Consider the following 23,966-nt stretch of genomic DNA (forward strand, 5'->3'; position numbering starts at 1 on the left):
CGTCGGGGTGGGCGCGGCGCGCGCGGCCGGATCGGCGCGGATCCCCCCGCCCGCCCCTGACGGCACGTCACCGATCGGTGGGGAGTGGGGAGTTGCGGCGCGGACGTCCCCCCGTCGGCGCCGTCACGGCCCCCGCTCCGTCGTCGGACGATCCGTCACTGTACACACCGCGCCCGGGCCGCACCGCCGCTTCGGGCGGTCACTGGATCACCGGATCACCGGATCGCCGGATCACCGGATCACCGGATCGCCGGATCACTGGATCACCCGGGCGAGTCCGGACCGGGTGGCGGCGACCACCACCCGGTCGCCGGGGGCGAGCCGCCGGGAGCGGTCGGCGAAGTTCCACTGGTAGTCGTGGGGTCGCCGGTGCAGCCGGACGGCGAGCACCCGGACGCCGCCGGGGCCCTCCAGGTCGCCGGTGTTGCGGCCGTCCAGCGCGGAGCCCTCCTCGACGGCGAGTTCGGCGATCAGCAGGACGTGGCGGAAGACCGAGAGGGTGCCGAGCACTTCGCGCCCCATCAGGGCGGCGGCGAAGGCGGGCGCGGCCAGGTAGGAGACCGAGCGGGAGGCGACGTTGCCCAGTGTGGCGTACACGTGGTGGGCGAAGTCGTCGTCGAACAGCCGCACCACGATCCGGACTTCGGGGCGGACGGCGCGGGCCTCCAGGGCGGCTTCCAGGTTGGCGGCGTCGTCGGAGGTGACGGCGACCACGGCCCGGGCGTGCTTGACCCGGGCCTGCTTGAGCTGGGCCTCCAGCGGGCCCTCGCCGATCAGCACCGGGATGCCCAGGGCGCGGGCGGCCGCGATGCCGCGGGCCTGCGGGTCGCGCTCCAGGCAGACCACGGGCAGGCCGGTGGCGTGCACCAGGGCGGCGACCCGGGTGCCGACGTTGCCGAGGCCGACCACGATGACGTGGTCCCGGGTGCGGGCACCGGGCGGGCGGGGCAGCCCGCGGCGACCGCTGGCCAGCGCCTCGACCACGATGGCGGTGGCGACGGGGACGAAGGTGATGCCGCAGAAGGTGATCAGCACCTGGGCGGCCCGGGCCCAGGAGTCGCCGAGCACCTGCTGGCCGGGGACGTCGGGCTGCACCGCGCCGGCGGCGTCGAGCAGCGTGAAGTACACCGTCCAGCCGATCCCGCCGGAGTGCGTGGTGTGGGTGGCCAGTACCGCGCCGCCGATCACGATCGCCGCGAACGCGGTGATCAGGATCATCCGCAGCCGGGTGTTGGTGAAGTACTTGAGGCTGTCGAGCAGCCACCACTTGAGCCGCTTGCGCAGCGGCTGGCGCAGCGGCGGTTCGGTGTCCAGGCTCTGCAGCGCGGCCAGGCCGCCGGGGCCGTGGTCGAGCGCCGGGTCGGGCCGGGCGACCGGGCCCAACGCTTCGCCGCCGCCCAGGAGTTCGGCGATCCGGATGAAGTCGGCGGCCCGGCCGCCGGTCTCCGGCAGCAGCCGGAGCCGGCCGAGGTCCTGGCGGTCGATCCGGTCGGCGACCAGGCAGATCTGGCTGGGGCGGATGTCGGCGTCGTAGGCGACGTACAGCTGCCGCCCGCCGACGTCGACGGTGTGCGGGCGGCTCAGGGCGCCGTTGGCGAAGGCGGGCGCGGCGGTGGCGGAGCCGGAGAGCGCGGCGCAGTTGGGGAGCAGTTTCTCCAGGTGCTCGCCGAGGCGCTGGTTGAAGATCCGCAGCACGATCCGGACGCCGGGGTTGCGGTTCTCGGCGGCGAGCGCGGCGTGGATGTTCTCCTGGTCGGTGCCGTCCATCAGCGCGATGCCGCGGGCCTGCTCGATCCGGGCCGCGCCGAGCGCCTCCCCGGTCACCGCGGAGTACTCCAGCACGGCCGTCACGCCGGGTATCTGGGCGATCGCCGGCCCGTGCTCCCGGGACCGGTCGGGCACCACGGCGACGACCGGCACCTCGTACTGCTCGGTGAGCTCCAGGATCAGCCGGTGCGCGAGCGAGTTGCCGCCGCACACGATGTAGTGCCCGCCCGGCCCGGCCTCTTCCGTCTCCGGCCCGGCCCCTTCCGTGCCCGGCCCGGCCGTTCCCGCTTCCGGCTCGACCGCTTCCGGCTCCGTTCCCACCTCCGGCCCGGTTTCTTCCGTCCCCGTCCCCGTCCCCGCCCCGTCCTCCGGGCTCCCCCGCCCCTGGTCCGTCATAGCGTCAGATGGTAGACGGCCCGTCAGGACGCGTGGGTGAACGGACGGTATCGGATCCGGGTGCGGGCGGGGCGGTCCGTTCGTCCGTCCGGCGGAGCCTGCCGCGCCCCGGGGGTGGTGGGGCGCGGAGGCTGGTGGGTGTCCCGTCCGTTCCGTCCCGTCCCCTCGGAGGAGCCATGAGTGCCCCGTACCGGATCGACTCCCGCAACGACCTGCCCGGGCCGTTCCAGCAACTGGCCCGGCTGGCCTGGCAGGCGGTGCTGGCGGGCGGGCTGATCTCGCTGGCGCTGGGGATCGTGGTGCTGGTGTGGCCGAAGCAGACGCTGTGGGTGATCGGCGTGCTGTTCGGCCTGTACCTGCTGGTGATCGGCGTGGTGCAGCTGGTCGGCGCGTTCGGCACGCACGCCTCGACGGCGCTGCGGGTGCTGGCGTTCGTCAGCGGGGCGATCTGCGTGCTGCTGGGTCTGCTGTGCTTCCGTTCGGCGGCCCAGTCGGTGCTGCTGCTGGCGCTGTGGATCGGGATCGGCTGGCTGTTCCGCGGCATCACGCACCTGGCGGCGGTGGCCTCGGACCCGATGATGCCGGCCCGCGGCTGGCAGGGTTTCGTCGGCGGTCTGAGCGTGCTGGCGGGCGTCGTGCTGATGGTCTGGCCCGCGCACTCGATCACCGCGCTGGCGATCCTGGCGGCCTGCGGCCTGCTGGTGATCGGCGTCACCGAGGTCGTCGCGGCGCTGCGGATCCGCAGCGGCGCCAAGCTGTACCCGCGCGACCTCTGACGCCCCGTCCGCCCGTCCGTCGAAGGGGCCCCGGGCCGGTGGTGTGACGCACGTCTCGCCGCCGGCCCGGGGCTTCGATGTCACGGATCCGGCCGCCGGTCGCTCTCAGTCCCGGAAAGTGTCCACCGGTTCTGGAGAGAGATCACTGGCATGGAGATCCTGCGGTACGTCCTCCTCGTCTTCCACCTGTTCGGCTTCGCCGCGATCCTGGGCGGGATCTTCTACCAGCTGCGCGGGAAGGACCCGGTGGTCGGCGGCTACGTGCTGACCAGCGCGGTGGTGCAGCTGGTGACCGGCGCCGGGCTGATCGCGGTCCGGCACGCCCTGGACCTGCCGGTGTCGGACCCGAAGATGGCCGTCAAGCTGGCGCTGGACGTGCTGATCGCGGCGGTGGCCGTGGCCGGCGTCCGCAACCGGAGGGCGTGGCCGTTCTTCACGGTGGCCTCGCTCACCGCGGCCGAGGTGGTCGTCGCCGTCGCCTGGACGTGACGACCGCCCCGGCCCGGCGGCTCACCTCCCGGCCGGGGCGGGCCGCTCGGGGGCGAGCGAGTTGCCGGCCGGGATGCGGCCGCAGTCGGACGGGGCGGCCTTCCCGGCGAACCGGTCGTTCAGGTAGAGCACCGCGGTGGGCGCCCACGGGACGGCCGCGCCGAGGTGGCTGAGCAGGTCGTACTGCTGGTACTTGATGCTGCCGTTGCCGGTGGCGCAGTACTGCCGGGCCAGCGCCCGGACGTCGCCGGCCACCATCACGCCGTCGCCGGTGCCGATGCCGGAGATGTTGCTGAAGGTGCCCTCGAGGACGCCGCCGTTGCCCTGGGCGAGGTAGCCGGGGACGGTGGGGGTGGCGGCCGAGCCGAGGTTGACCTTGTTGACGGCGTCCAGGTACTCGGGGATCGAGTTCGGGTCGGCGTAGGCGGGCTTGGCGAGCTTCTGCCAGGTCAGGCCGGGGTACTGGCCGAGCGCGTTGACGATCGAGGCGTCCTGCATCTTGGCGAACACCTGCTTGCCGTAGTCGCTCAGGTAGGGCTGCAGGTCGAAGCCGTAGGCGCGGGCCACGCCGGTGATCGCCATCGGGATGACGCCGGGCCACACCACGCCCCCGGCCACGTACTTGAGGTTGTGCGCGGGGTCGACCAGCAGGCCGCCCTCGGCGAAGCCGACCAGGCGGCGGTTGACGTCGGGGGCGTAGCCGGGGGCGAGGGCGGCGGCCCAGTTGGTGGCGATCGCGCCGCCGGAGTAGCCGAGCAGGCCGAACCGGGTGTCGGCGTCCATCCCGGTGGCGGTGGAGGCGGAGGCGGCCCGGATCGAGTCCAGCGTGGTGGTGCCGTACTCGGGTCCGGCGGCGAAGTCCGCGGTCTGCCCCTCGGTGTCGGGGATGACCACGTCGTAGCCCTGGAGCACGAACGGGACGACGAACAGCGCCTCGGCGTTGGCGATCGCGCCGCCCAGGCTGACGTCGCCGGCCACCGCCCGGGAGGGGGCGTGCTCGGGGTTCAGCGAGTCGTAGAAGGACTGGTAGGAGACCGCCCTGCTGCCGTCGCTGCCCAGCCCGCGCACCACGGTGGTGACGCCCGCGCTGGGGCGGCCCTGCGCGTCGGTGGTGCGGAACAGCAGTTGGACGGCCTGCACGGGGGTGGGCAGGCCGAGCAGGTGGTAGGAGAGGGTGCGAGTCTTGAGCACGGTGCCGGGTGCGATCGAGGACAGCGGGGTGCTGCCGTCGTAGCGGTAGAACGGGTCGGCCGCGGTGGTGGCGGCCGTCGCGGTGGTGGCGGCGACGGGGGCTGCGGTGGCGAGGGCGGCGGCGGCGAGGGCGGTGGCGATCAGCCGGGCGGCTCGGTTCATGGCGGTTCCCGTTTCTGCGTGGGGGCGGTGGCGCGACCTGGACGACGGTGGGGGATCGCGGGAGTTACCTACGGGTAGGTAACCTCCGGGGAACCATGATGACCGCGCCGCCCGGCCCCGTCGCCGGGCCGTCGCCCAGAGATTCGCGAGGTGGATTGTGACCGCGTCCAACGCCGGGCCCTCCGGCGAACTCGCCGTCGGCGGGCCCCGGTTCGGCGGCCGCCCGGTCCACCTGCGGCTGCTCGCGCTGGCGCCCGTGCTGGCCGCCGAGGTGATGGTCCGGCTGCTGGACCGGCTCCCGGCCTACCACGCGCTGCCGCCCGAGCAGTTGCGCGGCGAGATCACCCGTCAGGTCGAGCGCGGCATCCGGGCGTTCGTCGAGGTGATGCGCACCGGCGTGCTGCCCGGCGAGGCCGAACTCGCCCGGATCCGCGAGTCCTCGGCCCGCCGCGCCGACGAGGGCGTGCCGCTGGAGTCCGTGGTCGGCGCCTACCACCTGGGCGCCCAGCTCTGCGCGGCCCGCCTGCTGGCCGAGGCCGACCCCGCCGACCTGCCCGACGTCGCCACCGCCCAGGACCGGCTGCTCGGCTACCTGCGGGTGGTCAGCTGCGCGGTCGCCGCCGGGTACGTGCAGGAGCGGCAGACCGCGCTCGGCGACGAGCAGGTCTCCCGGCAGGCCCTGCTCTCCCGCCTGCTGGAGGGCGGCGACCCGCGGGCCGCCGCCGACCGGGCCGGCATCCGGCTGCCCGCCCGCTACCTGGTGCTCTCGCTGGCGATCGGCCCGCACCCCGACGAGTCCCGCCCCGGCGTCAACCGCTCGGTCGTCGCCCGCCGCAAACTCAGGCGCCTGCGCACCGAGTTGGAGCGCCACACGGACGGGGTGCCGCTGGCCTCGCTGGCCGCCGACGGCGGGCCGGTGCTGCTTCCCGACGACTCCCCCGACCCGGCCCCCGACCGCACCGCGCTGGCCGCCCTGCTCGACCGCCTCGCCCGCGCCTGCGGCGCCGACCTCACCGCCGGGGCCGCCACCGCCGCCCCCGAGGAGGTCGCCGGGGCCGCCCGGCTGGCCGCCGACGTCCGCCAGGTCGCCGAGGCCACCGGCCGCGGCCCCGGCCCGCACCTGCTCGACGACGTCCTGGTCGAGTACCAGCTCAGCCGCCCCGGCCCGGCCCGCGAAGCCCTCGCCGCCCTGCTCGCCCCGCTCGCCGGCCGCCCCGAACTCCTCACCACCCTGCGGGCGTTCCTCGCCTGCGGCCTCGACCGCCGCCGCACCGCCACCCGCCTCCAGATCCACCCCAACACCGTCGACTACCGCCTGCGCCGCACCGCCGACCTCACCGGCCTCGACGCCGTCCGCGGCGCCGACCTGCTCACCCTGCGCGCCGCGATCGCCGCCCACGACACCGCGACGGCCCTGCCCTGACGCCCGCTCAGGACAGTTTCACCGTCACGTCGAACAGCAGGTAGCCGGCGTCCTGCCCGACGACCCCGTCCTGCTGCTCCCCGATCGGCGCCCCCGTCCCGTCCGCGAGCCCGGCCCCGCCGCCGTTCATCGGCACCCCGGCGTCGGGCGTGTGCACCGTCACCAGCCGGGCCGAGCCCGGCACGTAGCGCAGCAGGACCTTGCGGGCGGCGAAGAAGTCGCAGGAGTCCCAGACCTCCTGGGCGTTGTCCGCCGTCAGGTGGCCGGTCAGCCCCGGGTTGTACAGCGGCTCGGCGGGCAGTTCGACGTGCGCCCGGGCGTTCTGCAGCTCCGCCGCCGGATTCCGGTGGGCGTTCTCGGTCGGCGAGGCCATCGAGTCGAGGTTCGCGGCGACGGCGTTGTCGTAGAACAGGTACACCTGGTAGGTGTGACCGTCGACGGCCACCATCTGCTCGCCGAACTTCGCGTCCGACTGCTTGTCCCGGCACTGGACGAAGTTGCGCTCGTCGCCCTGGACCGGGTCGTCGGTGATGGAGTTGAACACCGGGTAGGCGGCCGGGGACGACATCAGGAAGGTGGGCCGGTCCGGGCCCCAGCCCCCGCCGTTGTCGATCCGCTCGCCCGCCGGGGTGGACACCGCGGGCGCCGGGCCGGGCGTGACCACGGCCGCCGGAGCCCGGTGCCCCTTGTCCTGCGCGACGGCGTGCAGGTAGACCCCGACGCCACCGAGCAGGGCCGCCGTCAGTACCGCCGCGATCCACCGCGCCCGGTACCGCCGGGGCGGCGGCGGCTGGGGAGCGAACTGGATGACGGTGGCCTCGCCGGCCTGGACGACCGGCCCGTGGAAGGCGCCGCCCTCGATCCTGTTGCTGTTCTCCATCGCCCCCCGCCCGTCCGGTCCGCTCCCGGCGGACAGTCAGAACGTACACCTGGCACGGCAGTTGGGACATGTGTTCACGCCGTCGCCGTCACCCCCGCGACCGCCAGCAGCAGGACCGCCGAGACCGCCGAGAGGCGGCGGGCCGCGGCCGGGGTGGCGCCGAAGCGGTGGCCGAGGCGGGCCGCGCCCAGGGCCACCGCCGAGTAGACGGCCGCGCAGCACAGCACGTTGACCGCGCCGAGGGCCGCGACCTGGCCGCCGACCGGGAGGGGGCCGTCCGGGGTGACGAACTGCGGGACCAGCGACAGGTAGAGCAGCAGGCCCTTCGGGTTGAGCAGCGCGGTCAGCAGGGACTGCCGCAGCACCGTCCGCACGGGCTGCGGCCGGGCCGCGGCCAGCGCCCGGCCGCCGTCGCCTCGGCGCAGGGCCAGCAGCATGCCCGCGGCGAGCAGCACCAGGTAGCCGGCGCCCGCCAGCCGCAGGACGGGCAGCAGGGCGGGGACGGCCCGCAGCGCGGCGGCCAGTCCGGCGGCGGAGAGCAGGGTGTGCACGGCGTAGCCCGCGCAGACGCCGGTGACGGCGGTGAGCGCGGCGCGCCGCCCCTGGCCGAGGCCGCGGGCGGCGATGTACAGCCAGTCGGGGCCGGGCGTGCAGACCAGCAGCACGTCGACGCCGAGGAAGAGCAGCAGGGCGTGCGGGTCCATGGGCACCTTCGGGACGGCCCCGGGGAGGGGCGGAAATCTCAACCCCTGGACGCTAGCCGTCCACCGTTGGCAGCCGATGTCCCGTTTTCGCTGGTCAACGCCCCGCTCTGGCAGAATGTTGCGCCATGGACCGCCTTGACCGCAGAATCCTCCACGAGCTCCAGCAGGACGGCCGGATCAGCAACGCCGACCTGGCCGACCGGGTCGGCCTGACGCCGTCCCCGTGCCTGCGCCGGGTCCGGCACCTGGAGCAGCAGGGCGTGATCCGCGGCTACCGCGCCCGGCTCGACCCGACCGCCGTCGGCCGCGGCTTCCAGCCCTTCGTCACGGTGGTGATGCGCCACGAGGACCGGGCCACCGTCGCCGAGTTCGAGCGCCGGGTCGCCGAACTGCCGGAGGTGGTCGAGGCGCACCGCCTGTTCGGCGACCCGGACTACCTGCTGCGGGTCGCGGTGGCCGACCTCGCCGCGTACGAGCGCTTCGTCACCGACGTGCTCTCCGGCCTGCCGGGCATCGCGCAGGTGCACTCGCACCTGACGATGAAGCAGGTGAAGGCCGACACCGGCATCCCCGTCGGCTGAGTCCCGGCGCCCGTTCAGGCCGCGGCCGCGGGCTTCCCGGGGACGTGCTCGATCCGGCGCAGCGAGTGGAAGTGCACCACCGTCGGCGGGTGCTCCAGTTCGTTCAGCTCGCCCTCCGACCAGACCGGCCGGAACCGCCACATCGGGCCCGCGTACGCCCGCAGGGCCTCCTCGTCCCGCCAGCGGGTGATCATCTGCACCCGGTGGTCCCCGTCCGCGCAGGCCCGGAGCAGTTCGCCGCCGAGGAAGCCGTCCCACCGGCCGAGGCCGGGCAGCACGGTCGAGGCGAGCCTGGCGCAGAAGTCCTCGGCCCGGTCCGGGGCGACCTGCGCCTCCCAGATTCGGATGATCATCTCGGCCTCCTCGGCTGCACACCGGACCCTGCTGCCCATTATCGGACGGCCCCTCTCCTTTTCCTCCCGCTTCCTCCGCTTTTCTCCGTTCGGACCGCCGCCGATTGCCGCCCGCCCCTCCCGGGCCAAGACTCGGCGGTGAACCCGTTCGACGAGAGGAGCCCCGACATGGCGGTCTGCGTGGTGTGCCAGAACGACTACTGGCTGTCCTTCGAGATCAAGACGATCACCGGCGACACCTACGTCTTCGACAGCTTCGAGTGCGCGATGGAGAAGCTCGCCCCGCGCTGCGAGCAGTGCACCGTCCGCATCGTCGGCCACGGCGTCGAGGTCGCCGGCCGCTTCTTCTGCTGCGCCCACTGCGCCCGCGCCAACAGCGTCCTGGGCGCGGAGGTCCGCGACGCGGTGGGCAGCCACCCGTCCTGACCCCGGCACCGACGGACGAGGGGCGGCCACCGCGGTGTGTGGTGGCCGCCCCTCGTCCGTCGCCGCCGGGGCGTCAGAAGGTGAACCCCAGCCCGGCCCCGGAGGGAGCGGTGGTGGCGCGGATCTCCGGGAGGCGGGTGAGCAGTTCGCGCAGCAGGATCCGCAGGTGCCGGCGGGCCAGGTGGGCGCCGAGGCAGAAGTGCGGGCCGCCGCCGCCGAAGCCGAGGTGGGGGTTGGGCGAGCGGGTGATGTCGAAGGTGTCGGGGGCGGCGAAGACCGCTTCGTCGCGGTTGGCGGAGCCGTGGCAGAGCAGCACCCGGTCGCCCGCGGCGAGGCGGATGCCGGACAGCCGGTGGTCGACGGCGACGGTGCGGTGGGAGCGGGCGAACGGGGCGGCGCAGCGGGCGATCTCCTCCACCGCGCCGCCCAGGTGCGCGTCCGGGTCGGCGAGCAGCAGGGCGCGCTGGGCGGGGTTGGCGGTGAGCAGGTGCAGGCCGCGGGTGAGCGCGTCGCGGGTGGTCCGGGCGCCGTGGGTCAGCAGCAGGGAGCAGAAGGCGGCCAGTTCGCGGGTGCCGGGGCCGCGGCCGTCCGGGGCGGGGGCGGCCAGTGCGGAGAGCAGGTCGCCGGTCGGCCGGCGGCGGCGTTCGCGGACGGTGGCGGAGACCGCCAGCCGGAGGGCCAGCCGGGCCCGCGGGCCGTCGCCCCCGGTGGGCGCCGCGGTCCGGTGCAGGCGTTCGGGCGGCAGGCCGAGCAGGGCGCAGAGCGCCCGGTGCGGGAACTCGGCGGCGACGGCGGCCACGAAGTCGGTCGGGCGCTCCCGTTCCACCCGGTCGACCAGTTCGGCGGCGAGGGCCCAAAGGTCCCGCTCGGCGTCGGCGGCGGGCCGGGGCGGGAACGCCCGGCCGACCGTCCGGCGCAGTTCGGCGTGCCGCGGGTCGTCCAGGTCGAGCAGCGAGTCGCCAAACAGCGCCCGCGTCACCCAGCGGGACGGCCCCTGCCCCGCCAGGTACACCTCCGGCGCCCGGCTGGCCGCCGCCACGTCGGCGTGCCGGACCAGCGCCCAGCAGCGCCGCCCCGTCGCCCGGTCGGTGAACCCGACCGGGCCGGGGCGCTCGCGCAGGCGGGCGAACGCCACCGCCCGCGCCTCCTCGGGGAGCCGCCAGAACGCGGGGTCGCCGAGATCGATGCCGCGCGGGGCGGCGTCCACGGATACGGCCATGGGGACGTTATCGCGCAGGCCGTGACGCTACGTCAAATCGCCGTCACCGTAGGCGACCGGTCCGGACGCCGGACGTCACACCTGCGGGTCAGTGGCGTACGGGTTCCGGCCGTCGGGCTGCTGGTCGTAGGGGTTCTGGCCGTACGGGTTCTGGCCGTACGGGTTCTGGCCGTAGGGGTGCTGCCCGCCCGACGGCTGCCCATACGGCGGCTGCCCGTACGGCGGCCGGTCGTCGTGGGCCGGCTCCGGGTCGTCGTCCGCGGGCTCCGGGTCCGGCGCGTCCTCGGGCTCGTACGGGGCGAGTTCGCGGGCCAGCAGGGTCGCGCCGGCCACCGCGCCGGGCATCGCCAGCACCGTCACGACCGGGACCAGGAACAGCAGGGCCAGGCCGGCGCCGAAGCCGAGCGTCATCGGCAGCCGGGAGCGCAGCAGCCGCAGCCGCTGCTTCTGGGTCAGGCCGCGCTTCTGCAGCGGCGTGCCGGTCAGTTCGGCGGCCAGGTAGAAGCCGGAGACGCAGAGCGCCACCACCGGGACGACGGTCTGCCCGAGCACCGGGACGAACCCGCACAGGAACAGCACGATCCCGAACGCGGCCGCCCGCAGCAGCACCGCGAGGCTGTCCCGGGCGGCGGTCCACAGCTGCCGCCAGAGCGGGACGTCCGGTTCCGGCGGGCCGCCGCCCTCGGTCTCCTCGACCTTCGCCGACAGCGACTCGTAGAACGGTTCGCCGATCAGCAGCGTCACCGCCGTGAAGGTCAGCATCGCCAGCAGTCCGCCCGCGCCGACCGCCACCACGGCGAGGACCGTGCGCACGACGTCGCGCCACGGTTCGCTCCAGCCGTCCGCGAACGGCGTCGCCCAGGCGGCCAGGTCGCCCGCGTAGACGATCAGCACCGCCAGCACGGCCACGTAGCCGACCAGGGCGATCAGCGCCGGGATCATCCCGAAGCCCCACCAGCGGCCGTGCCGCGCCACCCACCGCTGCCCGTTGAACAGGAACCGCAGTCCCGCCCCGAAATCTCGCATTCCCGAACCTTAAAGGAACCGTCAAACCGGCCGGGCGCCCACCCGTCGCCACCCCGCCGGCCGTTCCGGCCCGTGCGGCCCCGGCCCGGGCCGCACGGGCGGTCTCAGGGGGTGCCGCCGCCCGCCGGGGCGGGGACCCGGTCGGTGGTGGCGGCGGGCCGGGCGGCGCCGCGCAGGATCCCGGCGGACGCGGCGGCGGTCGCGCACAGCAGGGTGAGCAGCAGGAAGGCGTGGTTCAGGGCGGTCAGGTGGGTGAGCCAGCCGATGACGGCGGGGCCGGCCAGCATGCCGAGGTAGCCGAGCCCGGCGACCCGGGAGACGTTGGCGCCCGCGGCGGCGGGGTCGGCGTGCCCGGCGGCGCTGAACAGCTGCGGGACGCACCCGGACAGGCCGAGGCCGAACAGCGCCCAACCGAGGAACGCCGCCCACACCCAGGGCGTCAGCGCGGCGACGGTGATGCCGAGCGCGGCCGTCGCCGCCCCGTACCGCAGCACCGCGGTCGCCCCGTGGCGGGCCGCGAACCGGTCGGCGAGCAGGCGGCCGACGGTCATCGCGGCCGCGTAGGTGCCGTAGGCGAACGCGGCGGTGCTCGCGGGCGCGCCGAGCACGTCCTTGAGGTGCAGGGCGCTCCAGTCGTTGGCGGCGCCCTCGCTGAGCATCACCATCAGCGCCAGCACGGCGAGCACCCGGATCCGGCGGCGGGCGTCGCGGTCGGTGGTGGCGCGGCTGTCGGCAGGGACGGCGCTGTCGGCAGGGGTGGCGCTGTCGGCAGGGGCGGCGGGGGCTCCGGTCGGCTTCCCGTCCACGGCCTCGCCGTCGGCGGGCGCCGCGGTGCCGGGCAGCAGGCTGCGGGCGGTCAGCAGGGCGACGGCGAGGCCGGCCGCGCCGAGCAGGGCGAGGGTGGCGGCCGGGCCCAGGCCGGTGGCGGCGGCCGCGGCGGCGGCGCCGGCGGCGATCACCCCGCCGACCGAGAAGGTGGCGTGGAAGCCGGACATCACGGGGCGCCCGTACGCCTGCTCCACGTGCACGGCGTGGGCGTTCATGCTGACGTCCAGGCAGCCGTTGGCAAAGCCGAAGACCAGCAGCGCACCGGCCAGCGTCCACGGGTTCGGGGCCAGGCCGGGCAGCACCAGTGACGCGGCGCACAGCGCGCCGGAGGCCGGGACGACGGTGCGCGCGCCGAGGCGGTCGGTCAGGCTCCCGGCCGCCCGCATGCCCGCGAAGGCGCCCAGGCCCAGCAGCACCAGCAGGCCGCCGAGCGCGGCGTGGCCGATGCCGACCCGGGACTCGATCGCGGGGATGTGCACCACCCAGGCGCCCATCAGGGTGCCGCACAGGACGAAGTAGACGTAGGTCGCCACGCGGGCGGCTCGGAGCCGTTGTTCCATGCCGACGACCATAACGAACATTCCATCTGTTCGAAAGTGGGCTCAACGAACAGATTGCCTGTGCGTTGCGGGGTGCGGTTCAATCTCGGTATGAACAACTCGGAGCGGCACGCCCTGATCGCCCAGACCGTCCGGGACGCGGGCAGCGCCACCGTCCCGGAGCTCGCCGCCCTCACCGGCGCCTCCGAGATGACCGTCCGCCGCGACCTGGACGCCCTCTCCGCCCAGGGCGTGCTGGAACGCTTCCGCGGCGGCGCCCGCACCCTGCTGCTGCGCGGCGAGGAACCCCCGTTCGCGCTGCGCGCCCGCGAGGCCGTCGACGCCAAACGCCGGATCGCCGCCGCGATCTCCGCGCTGATCGCCGACGGCGAGACCGTCGTCCTCGACAGCGGCACCACCTGCCTGGAACTCGCCCGCCTGCTGCGCGAGCGCCCCGTCACCGTGATGCCGCTCTCGCTGCCCGCCATCCACGTCCTCGGCGACACCCCCGGCCCGGCCACCCTGATCGTCCCCGGCGGACAGCCCCGCGCCACCGAGGGCGCCCTCACCGGCCCGCTCACCCTCGCCTCGCTCTCCGCCCTGCGCTTCGACACCGCCGTCGTCGGCTGCTGCGCGCTCAGCGCCGCCGACGGCCTGACCGCCTACGACCTCGACGACGCCACCGTCAAGAAGGCCGCCACCGCCGCCGCCCGCCGCACCGTCGCCGCCGCCGACGGCGGCAAACTCGGCCGCACCGCCTTCGCCCGCGCCGTCCCCACCGACCGCATCCACACCCTCGTCACCGACCCCACCGCCCCCGCCGCCGAGATCACCGCCCTCGAAGCCGCCGGCGTCACCGTCACCCTCGCCTGACCCGGCGCCCCGCCCGACGTGCCGCCCGGCGTGCCGCGACCCCCCGGCGCGGGTACCCGGAGAGGGTGGACGGCACGGACCCGCGACAGGACGACGGAGGTGGCCGGTGAACGGTCGGGTGACAGCGGAACAGGCCCGGGCATGGCTGGACGTCGCGGTGGCCGAGGCGGAAACCGGACTCGCGGAGGGCGGCATCCCGATCGGGGCCGCCCTGTTCCGGCGCGACGGACGGCTCCTCGGACGCGGGCACAACCGCCGCGTGCAGGACGGCGACCCCTCCCTGCACGCCGAGACCGCCGCGTTCCGCGCCGCCGGCCGGCTGCGCGGCTACCGCGACACGGTGATGGTCACCACCCTCTCCCCCTGCTGGTACTGCTCGGGCCTGGTCCGCCAGTTCGGCATCGGCCACGTGGTGATCGGCGAATCCACCACCTTCACCGGCGGCCACGACTGGCTCGCCGCCCACGGCACCGGCATCACCCTGCTCGACGACCCGCACTGCGTCCGCCTGATGGCCGACTTCACCGCCGCCCGCCCCGACCTCTGGTCCGAGGACATCGGCGAATGACCCCACCCCCACCGGAACGGCACCGCCCGCCGCCGCGCCCCGGGCGCAACGACGGGCGGAAGCCCCACTCCTGACGGACCGTCAGCCGCGCACGGAAGCCACCGCGGCCCCCAGCGCCTCCTTGATCCGCGGCCCGAGCCGGGCGAACCCCAGCTCCTTCATCGCCGCCCGCAGCAACTCGTCGTCACTGCGCTTCTCCCCGTCCGAGTCCAGCCAGCCCACCAACGCGACCAGCTCCTCCGCGGAGTACCCGGTGATCGGCTTCCCCGGCACCAACTCGGGCTTCGCCCACCCCGCCGCCACCGAAACCGGCGCCGGCTCCGCCAGCACCACCTCCGGCACGACCACGGGCTCGACGGCAACCGGCTCCGGCTCCGGCTCCGGCTCCGGCTCGATGGCAACCGGCTCGGGCTCGGGCTCGGGCTCAACGACCTCGACGGCCTCCGGCTCGGGCTCAGTCACCGGCTCGACAACAGCCTCGGGCTCGGGCTCCTCGGCAACGGCCTCAACCTCGGGCGCAGCCTCGGCCTCAACGGCCTCCGGCTCCTCGACGGCGACCTCGGCCTCGGGCTCAGCGGCTTCAGCGGCCTCCGGCTCCGGCTCGGCCACCGGCTCCTCAGCGACCTCGGCAACCTCCGGCTCAACGGCCTCCGGCTCCTCGGCGACAACCTCAGCCTCAGGCTCCGGCTCGGTCACCAGCTCCTCGGCAACAGCCTCGGGCTCGGCCTCGACCTCAACGGCCTCCGGCTCGACAGCTACGGTCTCCTCGGCCACCGGCTCCTCGACGGCGACCTCAACCGCAGCCTCCTCAACCACCGGCTCGGCCTCGACCTCAACGGCCTCCGGCTCCTCGACGGCAGCCTCGACCTCGGGCGCAGTCTCCTCCGCCTCGGGCTCGACAGCTACGGTCTCCTCGGCTACCGGCTCCTCGACGGCGACCTCAACCGCAGCCTCCTCAACCACCGGCTCGGCCTCGACCTCGGTCTCGGTCTCCACCGCAACAGCCTCGGCAGCGACCTCGTCCTCCGCCGCCGGTCGCGGCCCCCCCGCCAGCGCGGTCTTCGCGGCGACGTGCCGGTCGTACGCCGCCAGCGCAGCGTCCTTGTCGGCTTGGCGCTCGTGCAGCTCCCCCAGCAGTTCCGTCAGTCCCTGCTCGGCGAGTTCGAGGCGGAGCTGGCGGAGGGCGGAGAGGCGGTAGAGGGTGCCCTCGTCGGCGGCGAGGCGGTCGACGAGGTCGGCGAGTTCGGTGAGCGGCAGGGAGTCGAGGGCGCGCTCGGGGAGGAGGCGGGCCAGCGAGCGGACGGCGTCGGCCAGTGATTCGACGACGCCGGCCGTCTCGGTGAGCAGGGCTCCGTCGACGGGCACCGAGGGGCGGGAGGACGCGCCGGAGAGGGCGGTCCAGTCGCGGTGGGCGGCCGCGGCGGCGACCAGCGCGGTGTGCAGGTCGGTGCGGCCGGGGCGGGTGCCGGCGGTGGCGAGGGCCCGGGCCTGGGCGCGGAGCTGGCGGCGGCGGTTCCAGCCGAGCTTGGCGCCGGCGTCCTTGCGGTAGGCGGAGTTGCCGGTGGCGGCGGCGAGTTCGGCGAGGTCCTGTTCGTAGACCTCGGTGCGCAGCGCCGCGGAGGTGGCGTGGACGCGCTGGAGGAGGTCGAGCAGGGTGGTGAGGCCGCCGAGGGTGTCGGGGATGTCGAGGCCGGCCTTGGCGGCGATGGCGTTGGCGGCCTGGCCGACGGCGCGGGTGTCGCGGCTGCGGAGTTCGGCGAGGACGGTGGAGGCGGCGCGGGCGTCCTCGGGACCGGTGAGGGTCTCGGCGGCCTCCAGCCAGGGGTTGGCGTCGGCGGTGAGGGCGAATCCGCCCTGGTCGGCGAAGCGGCCGAGTTCCTCACGGGTGCTCTGGCGGGTCTCGCCGTCCGTCGCGGACGCGGTCTCGGACGCCGCGTCGTCGGCGTCGTTCAGGGTGCGCACTGTCATGTGAAGTCCGGTTCGTGGCGTTTGGCTGGCAGAAGGACTGGCGGGGCGGGTGGGGTGGGTGCGGCGGCAGTGGCGTCGCGGGAGGCCAGAATACGGGTGCGCGTTCGAGCCGCGCACGCACCGGCCCTCCGTGAAATGCCGGGCCGCGGCGGACCGGTGGCGGTGGGCGCGGGGCCCGTCCGCGTGGTCCGTACGGTAGGGAGCGGCACCGACAGTACGCCCCGGCGGGGTGGGGGGCGGGAGTTGGGTGGGGTCATCGGTCCTCTCCGGGGTGCCGGGTGGGGTGCCGGGTGGAGTCTCGGCCTGCGGGCCGGGCGGTGGGGTCGGGGGGTGCGTGGCGGCGCAGGGCGGCGAGTCCGACGGGGGGCTGGTGGTCGCGGACGTGGTCGCGGTGCCACCAGGCGCCGGTGGCGCGCAGTTCGGGGCCGTCGGTGAAGCGGTAGCGGTACAGGCGGGCCCGGACCAGGGCGGGCGGGGCGTCGGGGAAGGGGTTGCGGCGCAGCAGCCGCAGGGTGTCGGGGTCGTTGACGAGCAGGCGGGCGAGCAGCGGGAGGAACCAGGGGCGGGCGTAGGAGGGGGAGATCGCGGCGAACCACATCAGCCAGTCGAGGCGCAGGTGGTAGGGCGCGAACTGCCGTGGCAGGCGGCGCAGTTCGCCGGGCTTGCCGGGGAATTCGTACTCCTGCCAGCCGTCGGTGCCGTGAACGTCGCGGGTGCCTTCGAGGACGATCTCGTACCGGGTCCGGTTGACGGAGCCGAACGCGCCGTAGCTGTTGACCAGGTGGAGGCGGTCCCAGGAGCGGTTCATCTGCTGGCGCGGGGAGACCAGGTTGCGGGCGGGCTGCCAGGAGCGGGCCAGGACCAGCAGGGCGTAGGCGGCCACCAGCACCTGGTACCAGACGGGTTGGCCGGGGTAGCCGGGGTCGGGGCCGATCGGCAGGACGCGGCGCAGCGTGCCGGTGTCGAGGACGGCCAGGGCGAGGGCGACGGTGAGCCAGTTCAGCCAGGCGAAGTTGCCGGAGGCGATCAGCCACAGCTGGGTGGCGATCATCAGCAGGGCGGCGTCGGAGGCGATCGGCTGCGGGAGGAACAGGGCGAAGGGGACGGCGAGTTGGACGACGTGGTTGGCGGCGGCCTCGGCCTTGTGCAGCGGGCGGGGCAGGTGGTGGAAGAACCAGCTGAGCGGGCCGGGCATGGGCTGGGTCTCGTGGTGGTGGTAGAGGCAGGTGAGCTTGCGCCAGCAGGCGTCGCCGCGCCACTTGATCAGTCCGGCGCCGAACTCGACCCGGAACAGCAGCCAGCGCAGCAGCCACAGCACGAGCAGCGGCGGGGCGACCCGATCGTTGCCGAGGAACACGGCGAGGGCGCCGGCCTCCAGCAGCAGGGACTCCCACCCGAAGGCGTACCAGGTCTGCCCGGTGTTGACGATCGACAGGTAGAGCGCCCAGAGCAGCGCCCACAGGGCCATCGCGGCGCCGAGCGGCAGCAGGTCGGCCGCCCCGGCGAGCAGGGCGGCGGACAGCAGCAGGCCGGTCCGGGCGACGGCGGCGTACAGGCGGTCGCTGTAGTGCCAGTGGAACAGGCTGGGGGCGCGGCGGAACGGGACGCGGGCCAGGAAGCGCGGGATCGGGAGCATGCCGCGGCTGCCGAGCAGGGCGGGGAACTGGCGGGCGGCGGCGAGGAATCCGCAGCAGTAGACGAGGGCGAGCAGGCGCAGGAACAGCTCGCGGGCGAGCCGGTACTCGGGTGCGGCGAGCCATGCCATGCGGCCGCTCCTTCGGTCGGCTGCGCTCGGGGCCGCCCCCATGCCTACCATCCGGCGCGGCCGGGGCGGCCCGGCCGGGGGCACGGTGGTGCGCCGGTTCATCCGGTCGGCCCTGCCCGGCGTGCGGCGGGGGGCGTTCGCGCGTAGTGACCCGTCCCCGGTCCGGAAACCCCCTGTCGGCCGCGGACGGAGTGTGGTGTCATTCCGCCGAACGCACCCCGTCAGGACCAAGACCAGGAGACGCCCATGTCCGCACCCTCTCCGCAGTCCCCGGCCGACGCCGGCCCCGACTGTCCGCCCCCGTCCTCCCGCTCCGGGACCGCGCCCGCGGCCGGGAAGGCGTCCACGGCCGGGAAGGCGCCCGCGGCCGGGCTCGGGGCGGCGGTGTGGGCGGCGCTCGGCATCGTGTACGTGGTGTGGGGGTCGACCTACCTGGCGATCCGGGTGGTGGTGGAGACCATGCCGCCGCTGCTGTCGGGCGCGCTGCGCTTCGGGGCGGCGGCGCTGCTGCTCGGTGCGGGCCTGGCGGCCCGTCAGGGGTGGCGGGCGCTGCGGGTGACGTGGCGTCAGTTCGCCTCCGCCTTCCTGGTGGGCGTGCTGCTGCTGGTCGGCGGCAACGGCCTGGTGGTGCTGGCCGAGCGGACCGTCCCGTCGGGGCTGGCGGCGCTGATGGTGGCGAGCGTGCCGCTCTGGGTGGTGCTGCTGCGCCGGGCGTTCGGGGCCCGGACCGGCCGGACCACGCTGGCGGGGGTGCTGGTCGGGCTGGTGGGCCTGGTGGTGCTGACCGCGCCGGGGCTGACGGGTGCGGTCGGGCTGTCCGGCCTGCTGCTGGTGGTGGGCGCGGCGGTGGTGTGGGCGCTGGGCTCGGTGCTGGCGGGGCGGCTGCCGATGCCGGCCGATCCGTTCGTGGCGAGCGTGTACGAAATGCTGGCGGGTGCGCTGGGCGCGCTGGCGCTGTCGTTCGTCCGGGGCGAGCCGGGCGGGTTCGATCCGGGGGCGGTGTCCGCGGGGTCGTGGGCGGGGCTGGTGTACCTGGTGCTGTTCGGCTCCATTGTCGCGTTCACGTCTTACGCGTGGCTGTTGCAGCGCGCGCCGCTTCCACTGGTGGCGACCTACGCGTACGTCAATCCGGTGGTGGCGGTTTTCCTCGGCTGGCTCTTCCTCTCCGAGGCGCTGACCTGGCCGATCATGGTCGGCGGGGCGATCGTGGTCGGCGGGGTGTTCCTGGTCGCGCGGAACGAGCGATGAGAGCTCCGTGAACGAACCTCCCGGGTTGAATTCAAGAAGGTAACGAGTTGGTCGAATCGTCCCGACCAATGATTTACTTCTTGACGACACATGACGGGTGGGCTTGACTCCCCTTCACCTCGCCGTAGGGACACGGCGCTGTCAGGGAGGCACCACCCACCATGAACTCGATGACGCGTCGACTCGTCATCGGCACGGCCGCCGTGTCGATGACGCTGTCGCTCGCCGCCTGCGGGGACGACAAGTCCTCGTCCTCGGGCAACCAGTCCATCGGACTGCTGCTGCCCGAGCGCTCCTCGTCCACCCGCTACGAGGCGTTCGACAAGCCGTTGATCCAGACCTCGGTCGAGGGGCTGTGCACCAAGTGCACCCTCGACTACGCCAACGCCGACGGCGACGAGAAGGTCCAGAAGCAGCAGTTCGACGCGCTGCTCTCGCGCGGGGTCAAGGTGATCCTGCTCGACCCGGTGAACGCCGCCGTCACCGCGCCCTGGGTCGAGGAGGCCAAGAAGAAGGGCACCAAGGTCATCGCGTACGACCGGCTGGCCGCCGGCGACGTCATCGCCTACATCTCCTTCGACAACCAGCGCACCGGCGAACTCCAGGGCCAGGCCCTGCTGGACGCGATGGGCCGGGCCGGCAAGAAGCCCGCCGACTCCGAGATCCTGATGATCAACGGCGCGGAGACCGACCCCAACGCCGGCGCCTTCAAGACCGGCGCGCACCTGGCCCTGGACGGCAAGGTCAAGCGGATCGCCTACGAGCAGTCCGGCGAGTGGAAGCCCGACGTCGCCGCGTCGAAGATCGACGAGGCGGTCTCCAAGCTCGGCAAGAACGGCTTCCAGGCCGTCTACTCGGCCAACGACGGCATGGCCGGCGCCATCATCGACGCGCTGCACAAGGCCGGCCGCACCGACGTGCCGGTCGGCGGGCAGGACGCCTCGCTGGACGCGATCCGCCGGATCCTCACCGGCGAGCAGGCGTACACCATCTACAAGCCGTACCAGCCGGAGACCGAGGCCGCCGCCAACATGGCGGTCTACCTGGTCAAGGGCATCGACATCACCTCGGTGGCGGCCGCCGTCACCCAGTCCGGCGACAAGCAGATCCCCTCGATGCTGCTCACCCCGGTCGTGGTCACCAAGGACAAGATCGCCGAGACGGTCATCGACGGCGGCCTCTACAAGGCCGAGGAGATCTGCACCCCGCAGTTCGCCAAGGCCTGCAAGGACGCCGGCATCCCCGGCTCCTACTGACCGGAGCGGGCGGCGCGACGCCTTGTGCGGGGGTGCCGCCCCGCCCGCTCCCCCTCCGGCCGCTCCGGCCCTTCCGGCCCCGGCCGTTCGACCCCGGGCTGCTCCGCTCCCGGCTGCTCGGCGGTGACGGCCCGCCAGACCGGGACGGCCAGCGCCACCATGCCGGCGCCGAACAGCAGGAAGGTGCCGGGCGTGCCCAGCAGCCGCTGGAGCAGCAGGCCGACGGCCGCGCCGGCCGGCATCGCGCTCATGATCGCCGCCCGGTAGGCGCCGCCCACCGCGCCGCGGATCCGCGGCGGGGTCAGCCGCTGGCGGATCGTCACGGTGAGCACGCCCCACATGCCGCCCAGGCCGCTGCCGACCGTCATCGCCGCGAACAGCGCCGGGCCGTGCAGGAACACCGGCGCGGTGAACACCAGCCCCCAGCCGAGCCGGGTCGCGCACAGCACCGGCGCGCTGCCGAAGCGGCGTTCGGCCCGGTGCGCGGTGAGCGAGCCGAACGCGGTGCCGACGCCCACCGAGCTGAGCAGCACGCCGTAGCCCGCGTCGCCGAGGTGCAGCGGGCCGCTGGTCGCGTACACCACGAACAGCGCCAGGAACGAGGTGTTCGCCAGCGTGGTGAGCACCCCGGCCAGCGTGATCACCCGGACCACCCGGTTGCGCAGCAGGAACGCCGGGCCGTCCCACACCCCCGACCGCCCGGCCCCTCCCCGTTCCGCCGTTCCCCATTCTGCGCCTCCCCGTTCTGCCCGTTCCGGGCCCGGGACGCGGCCGGTCCCGGGCGGCAGGGCGGTGAGCCGCAGCATCGAGCCCAGGTAGCCGGCGCCCGCGACCAGGAAGGTGACGGGGGCGGCCAGTGCGGTCAGCCAGCCGGCCAGCGCGGGGGCGACGAACTGGCCGGTGACCCGGACGGTGGTGGCGAGCTGCCCGTTGGCCCGGGCCAGCTCCGCGGCGGGGACGACGGTCGGCAGGACGGTCTCGCTGCTGGTGTTGAACACCGTCTCGGCGGTGCCGACCAGGAACGCCAGGGCCAGCAGCAGCGGCAGCGACAGCGCCCCGGCCCAGGCGGCGGCCCCGATCCCGAGGATCAGCAGCGCCCGCGCCCCGTCCGCGGCCACCATCAGGCCCTTGCGCCCGGCCCGGTCGGCGAGCAGCCCGGCCGGGATGCCGAACAGCAGCCACGGCACCGTGCTGACCGCCATCACCAGCGACGAGGCGTTCACCGACCCCGTCAGGTGCGCCACCACCAGCAGCAGGCCGGTGCGCAGCACGCCGTCGCCGGTGTTGGCCAGCACGGACGCGCCGAGCAGCACCCGCAGCGGCCGGTTCCTCCGATCTCCCACGGCGGAAAGCTAGTACCCGAACCGCCGTGGCGGTGCGTCCCGCCGGCGACTGGGAGGGAGATCACAGGACGGTGACCCGGTACCCGCGGCGGCACGGGCTGTGATGCACTGGGCGCCTGCCGAACGATGGGGAGCGTGGCGACATGGACTTGCAGACCGACTACTTCCGGGCCGAGGACGAGGCCGCCGTGCGCAAGGTGATGGCGAGCGGGACGCGCCCGGCCGCCGAGGCGTTCGAATCGGTGCGGGCCCGGGGCATCGACCCGACCGTGGTCCTGCCGCGCCTGGTGGCCGCGCTGCGCGAGGAGAGCGACTCGGCGCAGGCCCAGGCGCAGGCGCAGTCCCCGGTCCAGACCCCCGACCTGGCCCCGGCCCCGACGCCGGCCCCGGCTCCGGTCAAGGACGGCCCGGACCGCTCGGTGTGGCCGACCGGCCTGGAGCCCTGGCACGAGGAGGGCCCGGGCGCCGCCGTCGACTTCGAGGACCCGTGGATGACCGGCCCCTGGGTGGTCGAGCTCACCGACGAGACCCGCGACGCCCTGGCCGGCATCCAGCGCAAGCGCCTGCCCCGGCTCACCAGCCAGTGGGCCCGCACCGAGGAGGTGAAGAACGTCGAACGGATCGAACTCATGAAGCTGATCCACCAGTTGGGCGTCCTGGCCCGCCGCGCGAAGCAGGACGGCCAGCACCTCTACTGCGCCCTGACCGCCTGAACCGCCCGGCCTCCCGACCGCCCGGCCTCCCGACCGCCCGGTGCGCTACGCCTTCTTCCGCGCCCCCGACCCGGCCGCCGTCCTGGCGGCCTTCGTGGCCGGACCGGCCCGGCACGATCCGGCCGCCGCCTTCGACGCCCGGTACCCGTCGGGGGCGGAGGCCGGCGACGTCCTCGATCTGCTCGACGAACTGCTGCTCCCGCTCCCTGACACCGGCCTGGTCGAGCGCACCGTCTGGCCGCCCACCACCCGGTCACCCACCTGCTTCGCCGTCCCCGGCGACCCGTGGACCACCGGCCCCTGGGCCCACCAGCTCTCCCCCGCCGCCCGCGACCTGCTCGCCCGCTCCCCCGCCGGGGCCCTGCGGGCGCTGCGCCCCTACGGCCAGGCCCCGCCCGCCGCCGCGCTCGCCGTCCTCGCCGTCCTGGCCGCCCTGGCCCGCCGCGCGGCCGCCGCCGGGGAGCAGCTCTACTACTGGCTGGGCGCCCCGCCGCCGTCCCCGCCGGACTGACCCCGGCCCTTTCCCGTCCCCTTCCCGGCCCGCTGGGTCGCCGCGATGCAGGCGACCACCGCCAGCGCGGTGGGGACGGCGGTGGCGGGCAGCGTCTCGGCGAGCAGCAGGACCGCCCAGCAGAGCGTCAACAGGGGCTGGGCGAGCTGGAGTTGGCTGGCGCGGGGCACGCCGATCGCGGCCATGCCCCGGTACCAGACGACGAAGCCGCCGAACTGCGAGACCGCCGCCAGGTAGGCGAGGCCGGTGAGGCCGTGCCAGTTCCCGTGCACGGGTTCGGCGGTCAGCGCGAGCGCGCCGGTGAGGGCGTTGACGGGCAGCGCGGCGACCACGCCCCAGCCGATGACCTGCCAGCCGGGCAGGTCCCGGGCGAGGCGGCCGCCCTCCGCGTAGCCGAACGCGCAGACCAGCAGCGCCCCGAACAGGTAGAGGTCGGCGGTGGTCAGGCCCGCGCCGCCGCTCTGCTGGACGGTGAAGGCGAGGACGACGGCGGCCCCGGCGAGCGCGGCGAGCCAGAACGCGCGCGGCGGACGGGCCCCGGCCCGCAGCCCGCCGGCCCGCAGCGCGCCGACGGCGGCGGTGGCCAGCGGCAGCAGGCCGATGACGACCGCGGAGTGCGCGGTGGAGGAGAGCCGCAGCGCGAGCGTGGAGAGCAGCGGGAAGCCGACCGCGCAGCCCACCGCGACGGCCGCCAGTCCCGGCCAGGCCGAGCGGGGCGGGACGCGGGCGCCGGCGGCCAGCAGGCAGACCCCGGCGAGCAGCCCGGCGAGGGTGCCGCGCAGGCCGGTGACCGTCCACGGCCCGAAGCCCTCCAGGGCCCAGGCGGTGGCGGGGAAGCTGAACGAGAAGGCGAACACCCCGAGGGCGGCCTGGGCGGTGCCGCCGACCGCTATCGGGCGGAGTACGGTAGCGCTATCGTGTGCTGACATACAGGACGGTAGCAGTTGCCGCCCGTCCGCCG

The 23,966-nt window shown here is 74.9% G+C and carries 23 protein-coding genes; 11 read left to right on the forward strand and 12 right to left on the reverse strand.

The genetic code is table 11. The annotated features are described in order from the left end of the window. Positions 1-255: 255 nt before the first annotated feature. Positions 256-2,088: an NAD-binding protein gene (locus EDD39_RS29610; protein WP_162870243.1), complete on the reverse strand. Its 1,833-nt coding sequence runs from the start codon at positions 2,086-2,088 to the stop codon at positions 256-258. Between the two features lie 251 nt (positions 2,089-2,339). On the opposite strand from EDD39_RS29610, the gene EDD39_RS29615 reads away from it, so the two are divergent. Beyond that, positions 2,340-2,939: an HdeD family acid-resistance protein gene (locus EDD39_RS29615; RefSeq protein ID WP_208765682.1), complete on the forward strand. Its 600-nt coding sequence runs from the start codon at positions 2,340-2,342 to the stop codon at positions 2,937-2,939. A 150-nt stretch (positions 2,940-3,089) separates the two neighbouring features. Further along, positions 3,090-3,428 carry a hypothetical protein gene (locus tag EDD39_RS29620; RefSeq protein ID WP_123561924.1) on the forward strand — a complete coding sequence of 113 codons (339 nt, stop codon included), beginning with the start codon at positions 3,090-3,092 and terminating at the stop codon, positions 3,426-3,428. A 21-nt stretch (positions 3,429-3,449) separates the two neighbouring features. Here the strand turns inward: EDD39_RS29620 and EDD39_RS29625 are convergent, their stop codons facing one another. After that, on the reverse strand, positions 3,450-4,781 hold the full coding sequence (locus EDD39_RS29625; protein WP_123561926.1) for a lipase family protein: 1,332 nt from the start codon (positions 4,779-4,781) through the stop codon (positions 3,450-3,452). Positions 4,782-4,938: 157 nt separating this feature from the next. Between EDD39_RS29625 and EDD39_RS29630 the strand changes: the two genes are divergently transcribed. Further along, a complete protein-coding gene (locus EDD39_RS29630) occupies positions 4,939-6,204 on the forward strand; it encodes a PucR family transcriptional regulator (RefSeq protein WP_123561928.1) in 1,266 nt (421 codons plus the stop codon). 7 nt (positions 6,205-6,211) lie between these two features. On the opposite strand, the gene EDD39_RS29635 is transcribed toward EDD39_RS29630, so the two are convergent. Together EDD39_RS29635 and EDD39_RS29640 are read right to left on the reverse strand one after the other, a co-directional pair. After that, a complete protein-coding gene (locus tag EDD39_RS29635; RefSeq protein WP_123561930.1) occupies positions 6,212-7,084 on the reverse strand; it encodes a hypothetical protein in 873 nt (290 codons plus the stop codon). A gap of 74 nt (positions 7,085-7,158) precedes the next feature. Continuing rightward, complete coding sequence (locus EDD39_RS29640; RefSeq protein WP_123561932.1) at positions 7,159-7,788, reverse strand: LysE family translocator; 630 nt, start codon at positions 7,786-7,788, stop codon at positions 7,159-7,161. 125 nt (positions 7,789-7,913) lie between these two features. Between EDD39_RS29640 and EDD39_RS29645 the strand changes: the two genes are divergently transcribed. After that, complete coding sequence (locus tag EDD39_RS29645) at positions 7,914-8,369, forward strand: Lrp/AsnC family transcriptional regulator (RefSeq protein ID WP_123561934.1); 456 nt, start codon at positions 7,914-7,916, stop codon at positions 8,367-8,369. Positions 8,370-8,383: 14 nt separating this feature from the next. Here EDD39_RS29645 and EDD39_RS29650 read toward each other — a convergent pair whose 3' ends face one another. Then, entirely contained in the window at positions 8,384-8,722 is a 339-nt protein-coding gene (locus tag EDD39_RS29650; RefSeq protein ID WP_162870244.1) for an antibiotic biosynthesis monooxygenase family protein, read from the reverse strand. 168 nt (positions 8,723-8,890) lie between these two features. Between EDD39_RS29650 and EDD39_RS29655 the strand changes: the two genes are divergently transcribed. After that, the gene (locus EDD39_RS29655; RefSeq protein WP_030462512.1) at positions 8,891-9,148 is read left to right on the forward strand and encodes a hypothetical protein; all 258 of its coding nucleotides are present in this window, start codon (positions 8,891-8,893) and stop codon (positions 9,146-9,148) included. A 73-nt stretch (positions 9,149-9,221) separates the two neighbouring features. Here the strand turns inward: EDD39_RS29655 and EDD39_RS29660 are convergent, their stop codons facing one another. The 3 genes from EDD39_RS29660 to EDD39_RS29670 form a co-directional block, all read right to left on the reverse strand. Then, positions 9,222-10,367 (reverse strand): cytochrome P450, encoded by a 1,146-nt coding sequence (locus EDD39_RS29660; protein ID WP_123561938.1) that lies wholly within the window; start codon positions 10,365-10,367, stop codon positions 9,222-9,224. A 75-nt stretch (positions 10,368-10,442) separates the two neighbouring features. After that, positions 10,443-11,393 (reverse strand): EI24 domain-containing protein, encoded by a 951-nt coding sequence (locus EDD39_RS29665; protein WP_123561940.1) that lies wholly within the window; start codon positions 11,391-11,393, stop codon positions 10,443-10,445. Positions 11,394-11,497: 104 nt separating this feature from the next. Further along, positions 11,498-12,781, reverse strand: coding sequence for an MFS transporter (locus EDD39_RS29670; RefSeq protein ID WP_244257354.1), 1,284 nt, complete (start codon positions 12,779-12,781; stop codon positions 11,498-11,500). A gap of 90 nt (positions 12,782-12,871) precedes the next feature. On the opposite strand from EDD39_RS29670, the gene EDD39_RS29675 reads away from it, so the two are divergent. Continuing rightward, entirely contained in the window at positions 12,872-13,633 is a 762-nt protein-coding gene (locus EDD39_RS29675; protein WP_123561943.1) for a DeoR/GlpR family DNA-binding transcription regulator, read from the forward strand. 118 nt (positions 13,634-13,751) lie between these two features. Next, positions 13,752-14,201 (forward strand): nucleoside deaminase, encoded by a 450-nt coding sequence (locus tag EDD39_RS29680; RefSeq protein ID WP_162870245.1) that lies wholly within the window; start codon positions 13,752-13,754, stop codon positions 14,199-14,201. Between the two features lie 81 nt (positions 14,202-14,282). Here the strand turns inward: EDD39_RS29680 and EDD39_RS29685 are convergent, their stop codons facing one another. Continuing rightward, positions 14,283-16,169: a hypothetical protein gene (locus EDD39_RS29685; protein WP_148089558.1), complete on the reverse strand. Its 1,887-nt coding sequence runs from the start codon at positions 16,167-16,169 to the stop codon at positions 14,283-14,285. A 253-nt stretch (positions 16,170-16,422) separates the two neighbouring features. Continuing rightward, entirely contained in the window at positions 16,423-17,934 is a 1,512-nt protein-coding gene (locus tag EDD39_RS29690) for a lipase maturation factor family protein (protein ID WP_244257355.1), read from the reverse strand. A gap of 246 nt (positions 17,935-18,180) precedes the next feature. On the opposite strand from EDD39_RS29690, the gene EDD39_RS29695 reads away from it, so the two are divergent. Together EDD39_RS29695 and EDD39_RS29700 are read left to right on the forward strand one after the other, a co-directional pair. Then, entirely contained in the window at positions 18,181-19,182 is a 1,002-nt protein-coding gene (locus tag EDD39_RS29695; RefSeq protein WP_123561950.1) for an EamA family transporter, read from the forward strand. Positions 19,183-19,343: 161 nt separating this feature from the next. Next, the gene (locus EDD39_RS29700) at positions 19,344-20,438 is read left to right on the forward strand and encodes a sugar ABC transporter substrate-binding protein (protein ID WP_123561952.1); all 1,095 of its coding nucleotides are present in this window, start codon (positions 19,344-19,346) and stop codon (positions 20,436-20,438) included. Here the strand turns inward: EDD39_RS29700 and EDD39_RS29705 are convergent. Continuing rightward, entirely contained in the window at positions 20,432-21,781 is a 1,350-nt protein-coding gene (locus EDD39_RS29705; protein WP_123561954.1) for an MFS transporter, read from the reverse strand. The two genes, EDD39_RS29700 and EDD39_RS29705, sit on opposite strands and share 7 nt — an antisense overlap. A 143-nt stretch (positions 21,782-21,924) precedes the next feature. Between EDD39_RS29705 and EDD39_RS29710 the strand changes: the two genes are divergently transcribed. Together EDD39_RS29710 and EDD39_RS29715 are read left to right on the forward strand one after the other, a co-directional pair. Next, entirely contained in the window at positions 21,925-22,494 is a 570-nt protein-coding gene (locus EDD39_RS29710; RefSeq protein WP_123561956.1) for a hypothetical protein, read from the forward strand. A gap of 40 nt (positions 22,495-22,534) precedes the next feature. After that, complete coding sequence (locus EDD39_RS29715) at positions 22,535-23,005, forward strand: hypothetical protein (protein ID WP_123561958.1); 471 nt, start codon at positions 22,535-22,537, stop codon at positions 23,003-23,005. Here EDD39_RS29715 and EDD39_RS29720 read toward each other — a convergent pair. Then, a complete protein-coding gene (locus EDD39_RS29720) occupies positions 22,966-23,934 on the reverse strand; it encodes a DMT family transporter (protein WP_123561960.1) in 969 nt (322 codons plus the stop codon). The genes EDD39_RS29715 and EDD39_RS29720 overlap by 40 nt on opposite strands. Between the last annotated feature and the right edge of the window lie 32 nt (positions 23,935-23,966).

This window comes from Kitasatospora cineracea (assembly GCF_003751605.1).
In the GTDB taxonomy this organism is placed as follows: domain Bacteria; phylum Actinomycetota; class Actinomycetes; order Streptomycetales; family Streptomycetaceae; genus Kitasatospora; species Kitasatospora cineracea.

Coding starts and splice junctions, on each gene's coding strand:
- EDD39_RS29615 (WP_208765682.1), top strand. CDS start 2,340: ATGAGTGCCCCGTACCGGATCGACTCCCGCAACGACCTGCCCGGGCCG.
- EDD39_RS29620 (WP_123561924.1), top strand. CDS start 3,090: ATGGAGATCCTGCGGTACGTCCTCCTCGTCTTCCACCTGTTCGGCTTC.
- EDD39_RS29625 (WP_123561926.1), bottom strand. CDS start 4,781: ATGAACCGAGCCGCCCGGCTGATCGCCACCGCCCTCGCCGCCGCCGCC.
- EDD39_RS29635 (WP_123561930.1), bottom strand. CDS start 7,084: ATGGAGAACAGCAACAGGATCGAGGGCGGCGCCTTCCACGGGCCGGTC.
- EDD39_RS29640 (WP_123561932.1), bottom strand. CDS start 7,788: ATGGACCCGCACGCCCTGCTGCTCTTCCTCGGCGTCGACGTGCTGCTG.
- EDD39_RS29645 (WP_123561934.1), top strand. CDS start 7,914: ATGGACCGCCTTGACCGCAGAATCCTCCACGAGCTCCAGCAGGACGGC.
- EDD39_RS29650 (WP_162870244.1), bottom strand. CDS start 8,722: ATGATCATCCGAATCTGGGAGGCGCAGGTCGCCCCGGACCGGGCCGAG.
- EDD39_RS29655 (WP_030462512.1), top strand. CDS start 8,891: ATGGCGGTCTGCGTGGTGTGCCAGAACGACTACTGGCTGTCCTTCGAG.
- EDD39_RS29660 (WP_123561938.1), bottom strand. CDS start 10,367: ATGGCCGTATCCGTGGACGCCGCCCCGCGCGGCATCGATCTCGGCGAC.
- EDD39_RS29665 (WP_123561940.1), bottom strand. CDS start 11,393: ATGCGAGATTTCGGGGCGGGACTGCGGTTCCTGTTCAACGGGCAGCGG.
- EDD39_RS29670 (WP_244257354.1), bottom strand. CDS start 12,781: ATGGAACAACGGCTCCGAGCCGCCCGCGTGGCGACCTACGTCTACTTC.
- EDD39_RS29675 (WP_123561943.1), top strand. CDS start 12,872: ATGAACAACTCGGAGCGGCACGCCCTGATCGCCCAGACCGTCCGGGAC.
- EDD39_RS29685 (WP_148089558.1), bottom strand. CDS start 16,169: ATGACAGTGCGCACCCTGAACGACGCCGACGACGCGGCGTCCGAGACC.
- EDD39_RS29690 (WP_244257355.1), bottom strand. CDS start 17,934: ATGGCATGGCTCGCCGCACCCGAGTACCGGCTCGCCCGCGAGCTGTTC.
- EDD39_RS29695 (WP_123561950.1), top strand. CDS start 18,181: ATGTCCGCACCCTCTCCGCAGTCCCCGGCCGACGCCGGCCCCGACTGT.
- EDD39_RS29700 (WP_123561952.1), top strand. CDS start 19,344: ATGAACTCGATGACGCGTCGACTCGTCATCGGCACGGCCGCCGTGTCG.
- EDD39_RS29710 (WP_123561956.1), top strand. CDS start 21,925: ATGGACTTGCAGACCGACTACTTCCGGGCCGAGGACGAGGCCGCCGTG.
- EDD39_RS29720 (WP_123561960.1), bottom strand. CDS start 23,934: ATGTCAGCACACGATAGCGCTACCGTACTCCGCCCGATAGCGGTCGGC.